General features: G+C 73.8%; 18 protein-coding genes. 9 read left to right on the top strand and 9 right to left on the bottom strand.

The features are described from left to right. Positions 1–30: 30 nt before the first annotated feature. From ACQP26_RS21175 to ACQP26_RS21160, 4 genes are all read right to left on the bottom strand, one after another. A complete protein-coding gene (locus ACQP26_RS21175) occupies positions 31–897 on the bottom strand; it encodes a lysostaphin resistance A-like protein (RefSeq protein WP_433493803.1) in 867 nt (288 codons plus the stop codon). Positions 898–938: 41 nt separating this feature from the next. After that, positions 939–1286 (bottom strand): DUF3140 domain-containing protein, encoded by a 348-nt coding sequence (locus ACQP26_RS21170; RefSeq protein ID WP_194803517.1) that lies wholly within the window; start codon positions 1284–1286, stop codon positions 939–941. Next, on the bottom strand, positions 1273–1491 hold the full coding sequence (locus tag ACQP26_RS21165) for a DUF2945 domain-containing protein (RefSeq protein WP_030503817.1): 219 nt from the start codon (positions 1489–1491) through the stop codon (positions 1273–1275). The genes ACQP26_RS21170 and ACQP26_RS21165 overlap by 14 nt, the downstream gene beginning before the upstream one ends. Positions 1492–1616: 125 nt before the next feature. After that, positions 1617–2420, bottom strand: a complete 804-nt coding sequence (locus ACQP26_RS21160) for a class I SAM-dependent methyltransferase (RefSeq protein ID WP_269704978.1) — start codon at positions 2418–2420, stop codon at positions 1617–1619. Positions 2421–2732: 312 nt separating this feature from the next. Between ACQP26_RS21160 and rpsA the strand changes: the two genes are divergently transcribed. Both rpsA and coaE read left to right on the top strand, forming a co-directional pair. Beyond that, the gene (gene rpsA / locus ACQP26_RS21155; protein ID WP_051611429.1) at positions 2733–4262 is read left to right on the top strand and encodes a 30S ribosomal protein S1; all 1530 of its coding nucleotides are present in this window, start codon (positions 2733–2735) and stop codon (positions 4260–4262) included. Between the two features lie 161 nt (positions 4263–4423). Next, the gene (coaE, locus tag ACQP26_RS21150; protein ID WP_269704979.1) at positions 4424–5602 is read left to right on the top strand and encodes a dephospho-CoA kinase; all 1179 of its coding nucleotides are present in this window, start codon (positions 4424–4426) and stop codon (positions 5600–5602) included. 30 nt (positions 5603–5632) lie between these two features. Here coaE and ACQP26_RS21145 read toward each other — a convergent pair whose 3' ends face one another. Beyond that, a complete protein-coding gene (locus tag ACQP26_RS21145) occupies positions 5633–7255 on the bottom strand; it encodes a hypothetical protein (protein WP_269704980.1) in 1623 nt (540 codons plus the stop codon). Between the two features lie 314 nt (positions 7256–7569). On the opposite strand from ACQP26_RS21145, the gene uvrB reads away from it, so the two are divergent. The 4 genes from uvrB to ACQP26_RS21125 all read left to right on the top strand — a co-directional run bounded on the left by uvrB (position 7570) and on the right by ACQP26_RS21125 (position 11916). Continuing rightward, positions 7570–9675: an excinuclease ABC subunit UvrB gene (gene uvrB, locus ACQP26_RS21140; RefSeq protein WP_269704981.1), complete on the top strand. Its 2106-nt coding sequence runs from the start codon at positions 7570–7572 to the stop codon at positions 9673–9675. 25 nt (positions 9676–9700) lie between these two features. After that, entirely contained in the window at positions 9701–10537 is an 837-nt protein-coding gene (locus tag ACQP26_RS21135) for a helix-turn-helix domain-containing protein (protein ID WP_433493802.1), read from the top strand. A 25-nt stretch (positions 10538–10562) separates the two neighbouring features. After that, a complete protein-coding gene (locus ACQP26_RS21130; protein ID WP_269704984.1) occupies positions 10563–10931 on the top strand; it encodes a VOC family protein in 369 nt (122 codons plus the stop codon). An 85-nt stretch (positions 10932–11016) separates the two neighbouring features. Next, on the top strand, positions 11017–11916 hold the full coding sequence (locus ACQP26_RS21125) for a DUF5753 domain-containing protein (protein WP_269704986.1): 900 nt from the start codon (positions 11017–11019) through the stop codon (positions 11914–11916). 108 nt (positions 11917–12024) lie between these two features. Here the strand turns inward: ACQP26_RS21125 and ACQP26_RS21120 are convergent, their stop codons facing one another. Next, positions 12025–12318 (bottom strand): antibiotic biosynthesis monooxygenase family protein, encoded by a 294-nt coding sequence (locus ACQP26_RS21120; RefSeq protein ID WP_281577229.1) that lies wholly within the window; start codon positions 12316–12318, stop codon positions 12025–12027. Positions 12319–12699: 381 nt separating this feature from the next. On the opposite strand from ACQP26_RS21120, the gene ACQP26_RS21115 reads away from it, so the two are divergent. Next, positions 12700–13698 (top strand): TerC family protein, encoded by a 999-nt coding sequence (locus ACQP26_RS21115; protein ID WP_433496176.1) that lies wholly within the window; start codon positions 12700–12702, stop codon positions 13696–13698. A gap of 58 nt (positions 13699–13756) precedes the next feature. Here the strand turns inward: ACQP26_RS21115 and ACQP26_RS21110 are convergent, their stop codons facing one another. Beyond that, a complete protein-coding gene (locus ACQP26_RS21110) occupies positions 13757–14902 on the bottom strand; it encodes an NlpC/P60 family protein (RefSeq protein ID WP_433493801.1) in 1146 nt (381 codons plus the stop codon). A gap of 57 nt (positions 14903–14959) precedes the next feature. Further along, positions 14960–16057: a mandelate racemase/muconate lactonizing enzyme family protein gene (locus ACQP26_RS21105; protein WP_433493800.1), complete on the bottom strand. Its 1098-nt coding sequence runs from the start codon at positions 16055–16057 to the stop codon at positions 14960–14962. A 44-nt stretch (positions 16058–16101) separates the two neighbouring features. Between ACQP26_RS21105 and ACQP26_RS21100 the strand changes: the two genes are divergently transcribed. Next, positions 16102–16899, top strand: a complete 798-nt coding sequence (locus ACQP26_RS21100; protein WP_281577233.1) for a tyrosine-protein phosphatase — start codon at positions 16102–16104, stop codon at positions 16897–16899. Positions 16900–16940: 41 nt separating this feature from the next. On the opposite strand, the gene ACQP26_RS21095 is transcribed toward ACQP26_RS21100, so the two are convergent. Next, positions 16941–17807 (bottom strand): serine hydrolase, encoded by an 867-nt coding sequence (locus tag ACQP26_RS21095; RefSeq protein ID WP_281577234.1) that lies wholly within the window; start codon positions 17805–17807, stop codon positions 16941–16943. A gap of 61 nt (positions 17808–17868) precedes the next feature. Between ACQP26_RS21095 and ACQP26_RS21090 the strand changes: the two genes are divergently transcribed. Then, complete coding sequence (locus ACQP26_RS21090) at positions 17869–18534, top strand: class I SAM-dependent methyltransferase (RefSeq protein WP_281577235.1); 666 nt, start codon at positions 17869–17871, stop codon at positions 18532–18534. Positions 18535–18619: the final 85 nt, after the last annotated feature.

The following is an 18619-nucleotide window of genomic DNA, read 5'->3' as shown; positions in this document are numbered from 1 at the left end:
TCCGACCCTGCCGCCTGCGGCAGGGTCAAGTCAGAGGCCGAGCAGGACGGGCATCGCGTTCACCGCGCCGTGCACCACGAGCAGCGGCCACATCCGGCGGTACCGGGACCACAGGTAGCCGAGGAACAGCCCGATCACGCCGTGGTTGACCAGCACCGCGGCCAGGTCGATGCCGGGCCGGCCGCTGCCCTGGATGGCCACGTGCCATACCGCCCACACCAGCGACGCGAGCACGATCGCCGGCCACCGGCCCAGCAGCGACTCCCACCGGGTCTGCAGCCACCGCCGGTAGAAGACCTCCTCCAGCAGTGCGTTCACCGCGAAGGCCACCAGCAGCGTGACGGCCAGCTCGACCGGCGTGACGGTCCGCCCCCAGTCGCTGGCCGGCACGGCCAGCGGCGTCGCGTAGCTGAGCACCAGCCACACCGCCACCGGCAGCGCCGGACCCCACCGGTGGGCGGCGTCCGCCGGGGCCGGCCCCGGACGCCACCGTGGCGGCCGGCGGCGCGCGGCCAGGAACACCACAAGGGGTACGCCGAGCAGCAGCGCGAGCTTCAACACCGTGTACGCGGGTTCGCCGCCGAGCAGCGGCATCACGGCGGCGAACGCGATCCCGGCCAGCAGCAGTGGCACCGCCTCGCGGTACGGCGCGACCGGGTCGGGCCACCTCGGGTCGGGCGCGGGCGGGATCAGCCGGATCAGCGCGATCCCGGCCAGCGCCGGGATCCAGCGGCTCCACATCGGCACGGTGCCGTCGTGGTCGGCGCTGTACCTGACGCCGGTGTTGCCGGTCACCACCAGGACAAGAGCCGCGACGGCGACGAGCCCGAGGCCCGCCAGGAGAACTACCCGTCCGGCGCGGGGATGACGGCCGGCGGTCGAAACGTCTGTCGTCATCGCCGGCACGGTACCAACGCGCGGCGAACGGCTCGGGCGGCTCAGCCCTTGAGCGGGTCGTGCCCCCAGTTCATCAGCGACCACCGCCACCGGGTGTCCCGGACGTCGCCGGACGGGCGCTGCGCCAGGTGGCGGTGGACGTACCCGATCACCTTGCGCATGTGCTTGTAGTCGGCGGCGGTCAGGTCGGCGCGCTTGCGGCGCAGCAGGTCGACGATGCGCCGGCCGGAGTCGTGCCCGACCGACTCGCCGCCCTGGGTGCCCTTCTTGTGCCAGCCGACGTGCTTGGACTCCTCGGTCTCCAGCCAGCGGGTCAGCTCACCGGGCTTCATGTTCACCGCGTCGGTGAACTCCCGGTACGTCTGCTGCGGGTCCTCAGCGCGACTCATGGCGCAGCACCTCCGGGCGGTGGGCGACGTCGCGGCCCGAGTCGTCGTTGGTGATCCGGTACTGCGGCTGCTCCGGCGAGGCGTTCACGGTGTGCCCGCGGACGTGGGTGCGCTCGGTCAGCTTCTCCTTGACGACCCCGTACGCCCGGCCGCTGTGGCTGGCCCAGGAGACGTGGTCGCCGGCGCGGAACTCCTTCTCGGCCATGCCGGCCGGTTACCCGCGGCCGGTACCGAGTAACGGAGAGGGTGGTGTCGCGATCGGCTCGGCGCTCACCGGGGCAGCATGGGGGCGCTACCGCCGGCCCGATCGCACCGCGCGTCCGTCCGGCGTCAGCGGGCCGGCTTCTCGGCGACGAAGATCGCGGTGCCGGGGAACAGCCGCCCGCGCAGCGGGCTCCACTGGCCCCAGATCCCCTCGTGCCCGGCCGGCCACTCCGGCTCCACCAGGTCCAGCAGGCGGAACCCGGCGCCGACCAGCTCCCGGATCCGGTCGCCCAGCGTGCGGTGCTGCTCGACGTACGTGGCCACGCCGTGCTCGTCCTGCTCGACGTAGGGGGAGCGGTCGAAGTACGAGTGCACGGCGGTCAGCCCGCCCTCGCCCGGGTCGTCCAGGAAGATCCAGCGCATCGGGTGGGTGACCGAGAAGACCCACCGGCCGCCGGGGCGCAGCACCCGGGCCACCTCGCGCATCGCGGCCGCCGAGTCGTCCACGAACGGGATCGCGCCGAACGCGGTGCAGACGGTGTCGAACGCGGCGTCGGCGAACGGCAGGGCGAGCGCGTCGGCCTGCACCAGCGGCACGCGTACCCCGGTGCGGTCGGCGGCCTCGGCGGCGTGCCGCAACATGCCGGCGGACAGGTCGAGCGCGACCGGCCGGGCGCCCTGGCCGGCGAGCCAGCGGGCGGCGGCGGCCGCCCCGGCGCCCAGTTCGAGGATCCGCCGGCCGGCCACATCGCCGAGCAGCCGCGCGTCGGCCTCGCGCAGGCCCTCCGGGCACCAGACGAAGTCGGCGTCGCCGAGGAACGCGCCGTGCTCGGCCTGGTACGCGTCGGCGTCGGTGTCCCACCAGCCGCGGTTGGCCCGGCGGATCTCACCGGCGTCGACCCGTCGGCGGGTCACCCTGTCGTCGTCCACCCGTCCAAGCTAGGTCCGGCGGCCTCCGGCCGGACGGGTGGGGTGGCGGTTGGGACGGGTGTGACGGACGAGACAGCTGTGGCCCCTTACCGCGCAAAATCTCCGCTTTCGCAGCGGATGAGTTCGCACGGACCCGGGAGGGCTTGCACGCTGTGGTAATGCAGCGGGTAGGCTAGACGATGCGCTCGCGGATCGTGTGCCTCGGCAGGGAGCAGGTGCGCGGTCACCGGAGCCACTAATGATCTTCTCGCGTCGATCGTTCGGTGTGCCCGGCGACGGATCCGTTGGCGCGGAAGAGTCACTGCGACACCCATGCCCGCTGTGACAACCCATCCGACCGGAGCAACCGCCCACATGACGAGCAGCATCGAGGCCACCTCGAGCGCCAACAAGGTCACCCACGACGACCTCGGCTCTGAGGAAGCTTTCCTCGCCGCGATCGACGAGACCATCAAGTACTTCAACGACGGCGACATTGTCGAAGGCACCGTCGTCAAGGTCGATCGGGACGAGGTCCTGCTCGACATCGGCTACAAGACCGAGGGTGTCATCCCCTCTCGGGAGCTGTCGATCAAGCACGACGTGGACCCGGCCGAGGTCGTTTCGGTGGGCGACCACATCGAGGCCCTCGTCCTCCAGAAGGAGGACAAGGAGGGTCGGCTGATCCTCTCCAAGAAGCGGGCGCAGTACGAGCGGGCCTGGGGCACGATCGAGAAGATCAAGGACGAGGACGGCGTCGTCCGCGGCTCGGTCATCGAGGTCGTCAAGGGTGGTCTCATCCTCGACATCGGCCTGCGTGGCTTCCTGCCCGCGTCGCTCGTCGAGATGCGGCGCGTGCGTGACCTGCAGCCGTACGTCGGCCGCGAGCTCGAGGCCAAGATCATCGAGCTGGACAAGAACCGCAACAACGTGGTCCTGTCCCGCCGTGCCTGGCTGGAGCAGACGCAGTCCGAGGTGCGCACCGAGTTCCTCAACAAGCTCCAGAAGGGGCAGGTCCGCAAGGGCGTCGTCTCCTCGATCGTCAACTTCGGCGCGTTCGTCGACCTGGGCGGCGTGGACGGCCTCGTGCACGTCTCCGAGCTGTCCTGGAAGCACATCGACCACCCGTCCGAGGTCGTCGAGGTGGGCCAGGAGGTCGAGGTCGAGGTCCTGGACGTCGACCTGGACCGCGAGCGGGTCTCGCTGTCGCTGAAGGCGACGCAGGAGGACCCGTGGCGTCAGTTCGCCCGCACCCACGCGATCCAGCAGATCGTGCCGGGTAAGGTCACCAAGCTGGTTCCGTTCGGCGCGTTCGTCCGGGTGGACGACGGCATCGAGGGCCTGGTCCACATCTCCGAGCTGGCCGAGCGCCACGTGGAGATCCCGGAGCAGGTCGTGCAGGTCGGCTCCGAGGTCATGGTCAAGGTCATCGACATCGACCTGGAGCGCCGCCGGATCTCGCTGTCGCTCAAGCAGGCCAACGAGGGCTTCGTCGAGGGCGAGGAGCACTTCGACCCGACCCTCTACGGCATGGCCGCGACCTACGACGAGCAGGGCAACTACATCTACCCGGAGGGCTTCGACCCGGAGACGGGCGAGTGGCTCGAGGGCTACGACAAGCAGCGCGAGACCTGGGAGCAGCAGTACGCCGAGGCGCGTCAGCGCTGGGAGGCCCACACCAAGCAGGTGCAGACCTCCCGCGCCGCCGACGCCGAGGCCGCTGCCAACCCGGCTCCGCCCGCCACCAGCGGCACCACCACCTCGACCTCGGCCCCGAGCCGTCAGGCCGAGGAGCCGGCCGGCACGCTCGCGACCGACGAGGCGCTCGCCGCGCTGCGGGAGAAGCTCGCCGGCGGCAAGTGACCGGACGCTGACGCCCGTTCGTCCCACCGGACGAACCGGCGACTGCCTCTGACGACGGGCCCCGTCCCCGCGTTCCGCACCAGCGGAGCGCCGGGGGCGGGGCCCGCGTCGTGTGCCGGGGCGGTTTGGCATGCCGACACCGCATCCGGTTGACTGTCCGGGTGCTGAAGGTGGGGCTGACCGGCGGAATCGGATCGGGCAAGAGCGCGGTGGCGAGCCGGCTCGCCACGCTGGGCGCGGTGATCGTCGACTCGGACCGCATCGCCCGCGAGATCGTCGCGCCCGGCACCGACGGGCTGGCCGAGGTGGTCGCCGCCTTCTCCGACAGGGTCCTGGACGCCGACGGGGCGCTGGACCGGGCCGCCCTCGGCGCGCTGGTATTCGGCGACGAGGCCGCCCGCCGCACGCTCGAAGGGATCACCCATCCCCGGGTACGGGCGCGCAGCGCCGAACTGGTGGCCGCCGCTCCCGCCGACGCGATCGTCGTGAACGACGTACCGCTGCTGGTGGAGGTGGGACTCGCGCCGACGTACCACCTGGTGGTCGTGGTGCAGACGGCCGTGCCGATCCGGACGGCCCGGCTGACCCGCGACCGGGGGATGGCCCCGGCGGAGGCGCAGCGGCGCATCGCCGCGCAGGCCGACGACGCCACCCGCGGCGCGGCCGCCGACGTGCTGCTGAGCAACGACGGCACGCTGACCGAGTTGCACGCCGCGGTGGACGCCCTGTGGCGGGACCGCCTGCTGCCCTACGAGCGCAACGTCCGCGAGCACCGCGCCGTCCCGCCCGACCCGGTGGCGCTCGCCGGGCCGGACCCGACGTGGCCCGAGCAGTACGCCCGGCTCGCCGCCCGGATCCGCCACGCCGCCGGCGGTGACATCCGGGTCGACCACGTCGGCTCCACCGCCGTGCCCGGGCTCGCCGCGCCGGACGTGATCGACATCCAGGTGACGGTGTCCTCCCTGGACGAGGCGGACGGGCCGCTCGCGCAGCGGCTGGCCGAGGCGGGGTTCCCGCGTCTGCCGGGTGACTGGTGGGACGCGCCGCGACAGCCGGAACCGGTGCGCTGGGCCAAGCGGCTGCACGGCGGTGCGGACCCGGGGCGTCCGGTGCGCCTGCACCTGCGGGAGGCCGGTTCACCCGGCTGGCGGTACGCGCTGCTGATGCGCGACCACCTGCGTGCCGACCCGGCACGGCGGGCCGACTACCTCCAGGTGAAGCGGGAGTTGGCGGCCGCGGCGCCGGAGCACGCCGCGTGGGGCACGGTGACCGATCCGTGGTTCGACGAGGAGCACCTGCGCGCCGAGGAGTGGGCCGCGCAGACCGGCTGGCGCCCCTGAACGGGCCGTCCCGCCCGCGCCGGGTCCGGTTCAGCGGGCCGTCGACGCCGACGAGCCGCCGCCGCCCGCCGCGCCCGGGGTGAGGTCGAGCCGGATCCACACACCCGGCCCGGTCCGCAGTTCCAGCCGGTGCGGCAGGCCGCCCCGGTCCAGCCACCAGCGCCTGCCGCCCGGCACCTCGAACACGTCGACCGCCCGGTCGCCCAGCCGGTCCTCCCGGACCCGGACGGTGTCGCCGGCCGGTGCGCGCCGGGTTGTCCGCAGCGCCGCGTCGAGCAGCCGGTCCAGGTCGTCGCCGGGCGGGCGCGCGGGGGCCGCGAGCAGCGCTGCCGGCATCGGCGCCGGGGGTGTCGCGGGTCCGTCGGGGGAGCGCTGCACCTCGGCCACCCGTCCCGGCCGGGCCCACCGCAGGGTACGCCGGCCGCTGCCCTGCTCGATCACCGTGACGTACGCCGACGGCGTCGTCCCGTTCACCGTGCCGGTGGCCCGCAGGTTTGCCGACGGGGCGAGCGGAGCGTCCACCGCCACCGTCGCGCCGCGCAGTGCCCGGAGCCGGGCGGGCAGCGCGGCCAGCCGGGCGGTCTCGTCGTCGGTGAGCGCCCGGGGCTGCCCGGGCCGGCCGCCGAGGGCGTCCACCGGATGCACGGTGGGCCGGTCGGCGCGGGTCAGGTCGACGGTGACGGGGGTGCCGTCGGCCAGCCGACCGGTGAGCCGGTGCAGCCGGGCGTCCGCGTCCACCCACAGCGTCGGCGGCGGGTCACCGGGCGGTCCGAGGGGCGCCTGGAGCACGTCCACCGGGATGCCGCCGACCCGGTCGCCGCGCAGCCACCGCCCGTCGGTGGCGGGCCTGTCGACCCGGTCGGCGCCGAGCCCGATCAGCAGGTCGCGTACCGCGCCCAGGCCGTGCCCGCCGACCGGCTCCCGCATCCGCCAGCGGTCCGCCGGCGGCACCAGCGGGGGACGGGCGGGGGTGGGGAGCGCGCCGGGGTCGGGCCGCACCAGCAGCGCGGACGCGGTGGCCTGGACCAGGCCCCGGTCGGCGCTCGCGCCCGGGCCGCCGACGTCCAGGTAGACCAGGGGGCGCGCCCAGTCGACCCAGCCGACAAGTTCGGTACGGGCACCGCCGGCCCCGACGGTGACCCGGACGCCGGCGCGTACGTCGCGCAGGTTGGTGACCCGCAGCGCTGCCACCCGGTCGGCCTCGGCGGTGGTGAGCGGACGTGCGGTCCCGGTGTCGTCGGCCCGGTCGGGTACCCAGGCGAGAAGGGCGGCGACGAGCATGGCGGCGGAGAGCGCGGCCGCCGCCACGAGCGTGACGAGCGCGATGCGGCGCCGGTCCGGCCCGTCCGGCGGGTCGTCGGCGCCGTCCAGTTCCGGGTCGACTCCCGGCCGGGTGGTGAGTGTGGGGTGGCGGCCGCCGAGCGGGTCGGCCCGGCGGCGCCGGCCGGCCACCGCGGCGGGCCGGGTCGGTGTGCTGGTGCGGCCGCGGCGGTGGCCGCGTCCCGGCTCCCGGGGTACGGCCTGGTCGCCGTCGCCCCGGGCGGAGAGCCGGTGGGGGCGGCTCGCGCCGCGGCGGCGGCCCGGCTCGTCGGCGGGCGGGGGCGCGGCGGGGTCGGGCTCACGTCGCGGCCGGCGCTCGGGAGAGGTCCCCACGAGTGGAGAACGCGAGAGCGGGGTTTCGGTGACGAGCGGGCTCGGTGACGAGCAGGGGCGCTCGCGGCGGCCGGTCAGCGCTGCGCGCGACCACCGTCGGCGCGCACGCCGGTCGTCCCGGGTGCTGCGGCCCTGGCGCCGGGGGCGACCGGCCCCGCGAGGGGGCGATCACCGGCCCGGTCGGCCGCCGCGAGCGGCCTACGGTACGAGGGTAGACCGGTGAGATGAGCCACACAATGGGAATATCGAAGCCGATCAGGGACGGTCCGTGGTCGTGGCCGGAAGTGTCGGACCGCGGGCGTACGGTTGGTGTCATGGCGCTCGACATTCCCCGGCTCGACGGCCGCTTCCAGGTCGTCAGTGAGTTCCAGCCGGCCGGTGACCAGCCGGCTGCCATCGACGAGCTTGAGCGTCGCGTGCGGCGCGGCGACCGCAACACGGTGCTGCTCGGCGCGACCGGCACGGGCAAGAGCGCCACCACGGCGTGGCTGGTCGAGCGGCTCCAGCGGCCGACCCTGGTGCTCGCCCCCAACAAGACCCTCGCGGCCCAGCTGGCGAAGGAGTTCGGCGAGCTGCTGCCGCACAACGCGGTGGAATACTTCGTCTCCTACTACGACTACTACCAGCCCGAGGCGTACATCCCGCAGACCGACACCTACATCGAGAAGGACTCCTCGGTCAACGAGGAGGTCGAGCGGCTGCGCCACTCGGCCACCATGTCGCTGCTCACCCGGCGCGACGTCATCGTGGTCGCCACCGTCTCGGCGATCTACGGCCTGGGCACGCCGGAGGAATACCTCGACCGGGCCGTGCGGGTGAAGGTGGGGCAGGAGCTCGACCGCGACCAGCTGCTGCGGCGGCTGGTCGACATCCAGTACACCCGCAACGACATGGCCTTCCAGCGCGGCACCTTCCGGGTCCGCGGCGACACGCTGGAGATCATCCCGGCCTACGAGGAGCTGGCGGTCCGCATCGAGCTGTTCGGTGACGAGATCGAGAAGCTCTACTACCTCAACCCGCTGACCGGTGACGTGGTCCGCGAGGTCGACAGCCTGATGATCTTCCCGGCCACGCACTACGCCGCCGGCCCCGAGCGGATGGAGCGGGCGATCCGCGACATCGAGGCCGAGCTGGGCGAGCGACTGGCCGAGCTGGAACGGCAGGGCAAGCTGCTGGAGGCCCAGCGCCTGCGCATGCGCACCACCTACGACATCGAGATGATGCGCCAGGTGGGCTTCTGCTCCGGCATCGAGAACTACTCCATGCACATCGACGGCCGGCTGCCGGGCAGCCCGCCGCACTGCCTGCTCGACTACTTCCCCGACGACTTCCTCACCGTGGTCGACGAGTCGCACGTGACGATCCCGCAGATCGGCGGCATGTACGAGGGCGACGCCTCCCGCAAGCGGATGCTGGTCGACCACGGCTTCCGGCTGCCGAGTGCCGCCGACAACCGGCCGCTGCGCTTCGACGAGTTCCTGGAGCGGGTGGGCCAGATGGTCTACCTCTCCGCCACCCCCGGCCCGTGGGAGCTGGAGCAGGCCCAGGGCGAGTTCGTCGAGCAGGTGATCCGGCCCACCGGCCTGATCGACCCCGAGGTGGTTCTCAAGCCGACGAAGGGCCAGATCGACGATCTCATGCACGAGATCAAGCTGCGCACCGAGCGGGACGAGCGGGTGCTCGTCACCACGCTGACCAAGAAGATGGCCGAGGACCTCTCCGACTACCTGCTGGAGAACGGCATCCGGGTGCGCTACCTGCACTCCGAGGTCGACACGCTGCGCCGGGTCGAGCTGCTGCGCGAGCTGCGCAAGGGCGACTACGACGTGCTCGTCGGCATCAACCTGCTCCGGGAGGGTCTCGACCTGCCCGAGGTCTCCCTGGTGGCGATCCTCGACGCCGACAAGGAGGGCTTCCTGCGCAGCGGCCGGTCGCTGATCCAGACCATCGGCCGCGCGGCCCGGAACGTCTCCGGCCAGGTCCACATGTACGCCGACAAGATCACCCCGTCGATGGCGAGCGCCATCGACGAGACCAACAGGCGCCGGGCCAAGCAGATCGCGCACAACGAGGCCAACGGCATCAAGCCGGAGCCGCTGCGCAAGAAGATCCACGACATTCTCGACGACATCTACCGCGAGGCGGAGGACACCGAGAACAGCAACGTCGGCGGTGCCGTGCGGCAGTTGTCCCGGGGCAAGGCGCCGGTCAAGGAGACGCGGAGCCGCCGGGGTGCCGCCGCGACCCCGTCGCGCGAGGGGATGGCCCGGGCCGACCTGGCCAACCTCATCCAGGAGCTCAACGACCAGATGCTCGCCGCCGCGCGCGAGCTGCAGTTCGAGTTGGCCGCGCGGATCCGCGACGAGGTCGCCGACCTCAAGAAGGAGCTCCGCGGGATGGACGCTGCAGGGGTCCGGTGACCGGCGTGACGGCCGGGGTGGCGCGATGCTGACCGAGGCCGTCATCGCACGCCCCGACCCGCGGCTGCGTCAGTGGGTGGACCGCTACCTCGGATACCGCGAGGACGCGCCCGTCCCGCTGGTGCGCCGGGAGGTGGCGGGCGCGTTCGTGGTGCTGATCCTCGGCTGGGGCGACCCCATGGAGGTGACCGACCCACGCGCCCCCGGCCGGGGCGGGTGCGCCGGAAACGCCTTCCTGGCCGGTCCGTTCGACGGCTGGTGCGCCACCCGGACGGCCGGGACGGGCACCGGGGTGCAGGTGCTGCTGACCGCACCGGCGGCCCGCCGCCTGCTCGGGCTGCCGCTGGCCGAGCTGGCCAACCAGGCGGTGCCGCTCGACGCGGTCACGGGCTGGCTGGCCCGGCTGCGCGACGACCTGGCCGGTGCGCCGGGCTGGCCGGAACGCTTCGCCCGGCTCGACGCCGCAGTGGCCGCACGGCTGGCGGCCACCGCGCCGGTGGACCCGCACCTGCTGGCCGCCTGGCGGCGCCTGGGCGGCAGCGGCGCGGCGGTCGGCGTGGCCGCGCTCGCCGGGGAACTCGGGTGGTCCCGCCGCCATCTGTCGGTCCGGTTCCGGCGGGAGTTCGGCCTGCCGCCCAAGACGGTCGCCCGGCTGCTGCGCTTCGAGCGGGCGTACGCGAGCCTGGGCCGGACGCTCCTCACCGCGGACGCCGCCGTGCCGGACGACGCCGGGTGGGCGGAGCGGGCCGCCCGGTGGGGCTACTACGACCAGTCGCACCTGATCCGGGAGTTCCGCGAGTTCGCCGGCGCCACCCCGGCGGCGCTGACCGCGCCCGGATCGCATTCGTCCAATCCGGCCTGACCGGCCCGGCGGCAGACTGGCTGTCATGCGAAGCATCTATCCGGTCCTGCGGTACCCCGACGTGCGAGCCGCCGCCGGTTTCCTCTGTTCCGCGTTCGGCTTCACCGTGCGCGAGGCCCACGAACTCCCGGACGGCACGATCGGCCACGCCGAGCTGGCGTACGGCGACGACCTGGTGATGCTCGGCCCGGGGCCGGCGCCCCGGTCCCGGCCCGCCGACGACGACTACCGCGTCTACGTGGCGATCGACGACGTCGACGCGCACCACGAGCGTGCCCGGGCAGCCGGCGCGGAGATCGTCCGGGCGCCGTTCGACACCGACTACGGCTCCCGTGACTACGCCGCCCGCGACCTCGCCGGGCTGGTCTGGTCGTTCGGTACCTACCGGCCCTGAGCGCGCCGCCCGCCCGGTTGCGCTGTGTGGGCGAGGTATTGCCGAGCGTGACGGTGATGCGTACGCTCCCTCCCGGGAGGCGTGCATGCCGTTGTCAGCAAGTCCTGTGGTCCGGAGGGCGCGGCTCGGTGTGGAGCTGCGCCGGCTGCGTCGTCGCGAGTCGCTCACGTTGGAGCAGGTCTGCGCCCGGCTCGGCTGGGCGTCCACGTCGAAGCTGTCCCGCATCGAGCTGGGGCAGAGCCGGCCCGACCTGGCCGACGTGCTCGACCTGCTCGACGTCTACGAGGTGCCGCCGCCGCAGCGCGACGAGCTGATCGTCATCGCCCGCGACGCCGCCACCGGCCGGGGCTGGTCGAAGGCGCTCGGCGAGATGGGGGAACGCCAGCGGGCGTACGCCGAGCTGGAGGCGGGCGCGGAGCGCATCGTGGAATACCAGTGCGTACTCGTGCCCGGCCTGCTCCAGACCCCGGCGTACGCTCGGTTGCGCGTGTCGGCCGGTGCGGCGCTGACCGGAGAGGTGAACGTGGACGCCGACGTGCGCGCCCGGGTGGCGCGTCAGGAGCTGCTGATCCGGCCGGACCCGCCGCACTACACCGCACTTGTCGACGAGCGCGTCTGCGACCCGGACGGCCTGCCGGGGGACGTGTGGCGCGACCAGATGCGGCATCTGCTCGCCCTCGCCGAGCGGCCGCGCGTCAGCGTCCGGGTGCTGCCGTCAGCGGTGTCGAGCGGCGACGGACCGCACCCGCTGGCGCCGTTCTCCTACTACGCCTATCCCGACCCCGAGGACCCGCGCACCGTCCTGGTGGAGACGCTCACCACCGACCTGCGGCTGGTCGCCGAGGCGGACGTGACCCACTACGAGCGGATCATCGAGCGGCTGCTGGCGGCGGCGCTGCCGCCGGACGCGTCCGCCGAACTGGTGGCCCGGCGGCTCGGCGCGGCGCCGGTGCCCCGGCCGCGCGGTCCGCACGAGTCGGAGTGAGGCACAGAGGCCGCCGTCGGTCGGGCGCGGCCACCGGGCCCGGCGCCCCCGACGCCCGACGGGACCGGTGGCCGCGCAGCGCGCAGGCTACGACGGGGGTACGACAGTTCAGGCCGGAACGTCGATGAAGTGCTCGACCAGCGGCGGGCCGGCGAAGTGCGGGCCGATCAGCCCGCGCCACTGCGCGAAGCGCTCGGTCTGGCGGAAGTTCACGTCGTGTGCCTCGACCGAGTCCCACTCGACGAGCAGCACGAAGCGGCTGGGCGACTCCACGCCCCGGGTCATCCGCACGGAGCGGCAGCCTTCGGCCCCGGCGAGGATCGGCCGCGCCTGTGCGTAGGCGGCGGCGAACTCGTCCTCGTGTCCGGGCGTCACATCGATGAGCGCAACCTCAAGAACCATGCTGGCAGCCTGCCATGCCGACCCACCGCCGGTACGTCCCGGGGCAGGCGCTCGACCCGATAGAGCTAGCCTCCTAGGACGCACTGCGGGACGTGAGCCGCAGCACGTCGGGAGATCAACCGAGAGCCCGGAGATGCGCCTCCTGGGTGTGATGGTGAACAATGGCGCCCGAGGAGGGGAGTATTCCCCCGCGACGGAGTCGTCAGCACGGAAGAGCGCCGGCACCCCCGGTGGCTCGACCCGGCTCCGCCGGTCGGAACCCGGCACCCGGTTTCCGGCGGAAGAGACCTCCGACAGTCACCCCTGTCAGCGTCGACGCACCCCGGCACCCCACCCGGCGTACGGTGTGTTCCGACGCAGCGTGTCTGCCGGAGGATGGATTTGAACGTGTCCGCATTGGTGTGGGCGGTAACGCTGATCGCGATGACCGCGATCCTGCTCGCCGACCTGTTCATCATCGGCCGGCGACCCCACGAGCCCAGCGTCCGTGAGTCCAGCCTGTGGGTGGGCTTCTACGTGGGCCTGGCGTTGATCTTCGGCGGCGTGCTCTGGCTAACCGCGGGTGGTCGCGTCGCCGGCGAGTTCTACACCGGCTGGCTCACCGAGTACAGCCTCTCGGTGGACAACCTCTTCGTCTTCGTGATCATCATGGCCCGGTTCGGGGTGCCCCGGCAGTACCAGCAGAAGGTGCTGCTCGTCGGCATCATCCTGGCGCTGGTCATGCGGGGTGGCTTCATCGCGGCCGGCGCGGCGCTGATCTCCCAGTTCTCCTGGGTGTTCTACATCTTCGGCGCGTTCCTCATCTACACCGCGGTGAACCTGGCCCGGCAGGGCGAGCCGGACGAGGACGAGTTCAGCGAGAACCTGCTGATCCGGTGGAGCCGCCGGGCGCTGCCGCTGTCCCGGGACTACGACGGAGCGAAGATCACCACGCGGGAGCACGGACGGCGCCTGTTCACCCCGATGCTGATCGTCATGATCGCGATCGGCACCACCGACCTGATCTTCGCGCTGGACTCCATCCCGGCGATCTTCGGCATCACCCAGGAGCCGTACCTGGTCTTCACCGCCAACGTGTTCGCGCTGATGGGCCTGCGGCAGCTCTACTTCCTGCTCGGCGGCCTGCTGGACCGGCTCATCTACCTCAGCTACGGCCTCGCCGTGGTGCTCGGCTTCATCGGCGTCAAGCTGGTGCTGGAGGCGCTGGCCGAGAACAACCTGCCGTTCATCAACGGCGGCGAGCACGTGGGCTGGGCCCCGCACATCCCGATCTGGCTCTCGCTCACCGTCATCCTCGGCACCCTGGCCGTGGCGACGGCGGCGAGCCTGGCGAAGTCCTCGCGGGACCGGCGCCGGGAACTGGCCCAGGCCCGCCGCTGACCCACCCGTACCGTCGGGGCGCTTCCGTGCCGGGGGCGCCCCGACGCGTGTCAGGGGGTCAGACGCGGTGAGCGCCGACGAGGGTGGCGGTCCGGTCGGCCGGCAGCTCCTCCTCGACCACGCGGCGGGTCAGGTAGCAGGCGTGCAGCATCCGGCGCCGGCCGCCGCGCGGCTCGGCCGACACGATCCCGACGTGGTGGATGCGCCGGCCGGGCCGGGCGAAGAAGTAGAGGTCGCCGGGGCGCTCGGCGTCCAACGGCACCCGCGAGGTCGCCGCCGCCTGGTCGTCGGCGTCGCGGGGGAGCGTGATCCCGTACCGCCGCCAGGCCAGGTGCACCAGCCCGGAGCAGTCGATGCCGTCGGTGGACATGCCGCCCCAGACGTAGACCAGGTCGCGCAGCCGCTCGGCGACCGCGAGCACCTTCTCGGCCTCCGGGCGTTCGGCGGGCAGCGGCACCAGGTCGCTCTCCGGGGCCCAGAGCGGGTCGGCCCGTCCGGGTACGCGCACCGGTCGCGTGCCGTCCACCGGCGGCCCGGCCGGGGTGAGGCGGGTGCCGAGGACCACGCCGGTGAGGGCCGCGTCGCCGTCCGGCTCGGTGCGCAACGCGGTGTGCGCGACGTCGACGGTCAGCGGACCGTCGGCCGCCGTCCCGGAAGCGGTCGGCGCGGAGGCGGTCGGCCCGGAAGCAGCCCGCCCGGAGGCGGTCGGCCCGGGGACAGCCGGCCCGGTAGCGGCCGGTCCGGAGACGGCCCGACCGCTTCCGGGCGCACCGGCACCGGAGTGACCGGCACCGGCCGGAGCGACGCCGGCCGGAGCGATGCCGGCCGGAGTGGTGCCGGCCGACGTGGTGCCGGCGGGAACGATGCGAGCCGGATCGGCGTCGGAGGTGTCGGCCAGGTGGGCGGCTCGCAGCCAGCCCGGGTAGCCGTCGGCACCCAGCTTCGCCGCCGGCTGGCCCAGGGCCACCACCCGCACCCAGCCGTCCGGCCGGGTCTCGGTGACACGCACCGGCTCGCCGAGCAGCAGCTGGGTCAGGACGCAGTCACCGACGAGCTGGTCGCGGTCCATGCCGGCGACCCAGGCGGCGACGTTGGGGGAGCCGGCGAGGGCGGGGCAGTCGACCGGACGTACCGCCTCGGGCGCGGTCCAGAGGGTCGCCACCGGTACCCGTACGACGGCCCGGCGGCCGGGCTGAGGCGCCACGCGTACCCCTCTCTGCGGTGGTCGTCGGGGCGACCATATGAAAAATTCTGACGTTGCTCAAGCAGTTGTCTGAATTTTAGCTTCACGCAGCCCGGTGACGCCGAGGCCCGGCGCGTCCGGCAGCAGCACGCTCGCGTCCTCGTACCGGATGCCGCCGGCGACCGGCGACCAGGCCAGCCACCAGGCGGCGTCGAGGTCCGACACGGCAGTGGTGCCGCAGGCGGCGACCAGGCTGGCCGCGGCGCCGACGCCCACCGGGCCCTCCATCATCGAGCCGACGATGGTGCCCATGCCGTGCGCGGCGGCCAGGTCCAGCAGCGTGCGGGCCGGCTGCAGGCCGCCGCACTTGGCCAGCTTCACGTTCACCATGTCGGCGGCCCGCCGCCGGATCACCTCGACCAGGTCGCGCACGTCGAAGACGGACTCGTCGGCCAGGATCGGCACGTCCACCCGGTCACTGACCCAGGCCAGCCCGTCCAGGTCACGACGGTGCACGGGCTGCTCGACCAGCTCCACGTCGAGCCCCGCGTCCTCGATCGCGCGGATCACCCGGACCGCCTCCCGGGGCGTCCAGCCCTGGTTGGCGTCCAGCCGGATCCGCACGTTCGGGCCGACCGCGGCCCGCACCGCGCGGACCCGGTCCAGGTCGCCGCGGGCGTCGGTGCCGACCTTGAGCTTGAGCACGGTGAACCCCTCGGCGCCGCGCCGCGCCGCCGTCGCGGCCAGGTCCACCGCGTCGCCGGCGGCCAGCGTGACGTCCGTCGGCACGCGCAGCGCCGTGCCACCGAGCAGACGCACCAGGGGTACGCCGAGCCGCCGCGCGGCCAGGTCGTGCAGCGCCACGTCGACCGCCGCCTTCGCCGACTCGTTGCCCACCACGGCCCGGCGCACCAGCGCGCCGGCCGCCTGGAGGTCGTCGGCGTCGCGGCCGATCAGCAGGGGCGCGAGCAGTTCGCGTACGCACGCCTCGGCGCCCGCCACCGACGCGCCGGTCACCTGCCAGACCTGCGGCGCCTCCCCGAAGCCGGACCGGCCGTCGCCGTCGATCACCTCCACGACCAGGGTGTCCACGGTGGTGGTACGGCGCAGCGCGGTGACGAACGGGGTGTGTAAGGGGGCCGAGAGCCGGTGGGTGCGTACCGCGGCGATCGTCATGTGGGGCACCCTATAGCCAACTGGCGGCGAGCAGGGGAGGGCCGATGGCCGGACGGGACTGGGAGCTGGTGGGCGCGCCGAACGCGCGCGACCTGGGTGGATTGCCGACGACCGATGGGCGGCGGGTACGCGCGGGGCGGCTCATCCGCACGCCCGCGCTGGGCCGCCTCACCGACGAGGACCTGCCGGTGCTGGGCAAGCTCGGCCCGGCCTGCGTGGTCGACCTGCGCGACGTCCACGAGCAGGCGGTGGCCCCGCCGGACCGGCTGGTGGGCGAGCCCCGCACCGTGCACCTGCCGGTCTACGACGCGGCGCACCCGGTGTTCACGTACGTCTCGGCGGTGTTGCAGGGCCACGACCTGAACGCGTACGCGGCGCTGGCCCGCGAGGGCATGCCGGGGGCGATGACGGCGATCTACCGCTGGTTCGTCACCGGTGAGTCGGCGCGGACCGGGTTCGGCGCGGCGGTGCGGCTCGCCGCCGAGGGCGCGAACCTGCCGCTGCTGTTCCACTGCTCGGCCGGCAAGGACCGCACCGGCTGGCTGTCGGTGGTGCTGCTGACCGCGCTGGGGGTGGAGGAGGAGGCGATCCGCGCCGACTACCTGGTGCACAACGAGCTGACCGAGAGCCTGCGCGAGGTGCTGCTGTCGGCGATGATCGAGCGCCGGCCGGACCTGGACCCGGCGGTGGCCCGGCCGCTGCTGGAGGTGCGCCCGGAATACCTGGACGCCGCCTACGACGAGGTGCGCCGCGCGCACGGCTCGTTCGACGCGTACCTGCGCGACGGTCTGGGGGTGACCGACGCGCACCGCGCGGCGCTGCGCGAGCGGCTGCTGGAGTAGCCGGCCGCGGCCGTGCGCGGGCGGCTGCTGGAGTAGCCGGGTCAGCCGGCCAGGTCGTGCCGCGCGGCCCAGACCCGCTCGGAGACGTGCGCGATCAGCCGGCAGGCGTCGTCGGAGACCTCGTCGCCGTCCGCGCCGCCGTCGGCCAGGTCGGTGGTGGTGCAGACGACGATCGTGTACGGCGGCGCGTCGTCCGGGAACACCACGCCCGCGCCGTGGCGCACACCGCGTACCCAGCCGTTCTTGTGCGCGATCCGGGTGCCGTCGGGCAGCCCGGCGGCCAGGTCCTCGCGGTGCTCCTGGGCGACGAGCACGTCGAGCATGGCGGCGCAGCCGGACGGCGAGGCGAGCGGGCCGGGCCGGGTCGCGCCGAGCGCCAGCTCACCGAGCAGGGCGGCCAGGTCGGCGGCGGTGACCAGGTTGTCGACGCCGGAGTCGCGGGCGGCGAAGTCCTCGATGCCGCGGCCGGTGACGCTGTGCCGGGCACCGGCGAGCGCCCACGCCTGCGCCACGGCGGGCAGCCCCACCTGGCCGATGCAGATGTTCGTGGCCAGGTTGCTGGACCGGATGATCATCCGCTCGGCGAGCCAGCGCAGCGGCGCCTCACCGCCGACGCGGTCCCAGACCGCCTCGTCGTTGTCGTAGTTCCGGGCGTTGGCGAACCGGGGTGCACCGGGCAGCGCGGAGTCGAACGAGTTGCGCACCGGCACCGGCGCGTCCAGGTCGAGCCGGCCGGCCTCGGCGGCCCGGAACAGCGCCGCCAGCACCGCCAGCTTCATGGTGCTCGCCGCGTAGTGGGTGGCGTCGGCCCGCCGCGTCCACGTGGGTCGCGCGCCGGGCCGACCCACGTACGCGGAGACGGTGCCGGGCACCTTGTCCAGGTGCGCGTCGAGCTCCTCCCAGGTCATGGGGGCACCGTAGCCGATCTGCGGGGCAGCGGCGGGCCCGGTGCGGGGCTAGCGTGCGGAGATGACGACCCCGTTGTACGACGACATCGCCGACTGGTACGAGGAGTACGCCAGCGAGACCTCGTCGGTCTACATGGACCGGGTCCGGTCGGTGCTGGCCGACCTGCTCGGTGACGGCCCGGGTCGCTGCCTGGACCTGTGCTGCGGCACCGGGGCGCACGCGGCCGAACTGCACCGTCTCGGGTGGACACCGGTGGGGGTGGACCTGTCCGGCGGGCAGCTACGCCACGCCCGCGCCCGGCTGCCGGTGGCCCGGGCCGACGCGACAGCGCTGCCGCTGGCCACCGGCGCCGTACCGGCGGTGGTCTGCGTGCTCGCGCACACCGACATGCCGGACTACCCGGCGGCGGTCGCCGAGGCGGCGCGGGTGCTGGCACCCGGCGGGCGGCTGGTGCACGTCGGCGTGCACCCGTGTTTCGTGGGCGCGTTCGCCGACCGGTCCGAGCCGGAGCGGATCGTGATCGACGGCGGGTACGCCTCGCGGGAGCACACGGTCCGCTCGTGGAACTCGGTAGGCGTCCGCGCCCGGGTGGGCGCCTGGCACCTGCCCCTGGCCGGTTTGCTGAACGCCGTGACGGCCGCCGGCCTGCGGCTGACCCGGGTGGTCGAGTCCGGCTCCGGTCCTGTCCCCGACGTGCTGGCCCTGGAGGCCACCAAGCCCCACTGACCCCGCAGCCGTGACTTCGTCCCGCGCCCGTTCCCGCGGCACCGGCCCCGTGGTGCGTCTCGCGTCCGTGGCGCGGTGCGGGAAC

Source organism: Micromonospora sp. CA-248089, from assembly GCF_050948515.1.
GTDB lineage: Bacteria > Actinomycetota > Actinomycetes > Mycobacteriales > Micromonosporaceae > Micromonospora.
The sequence above is the reverse complement of the archived record's forward strand: the minus strand, read 5'-3'. Positions and strand labels throughout refer to the sequence as shown.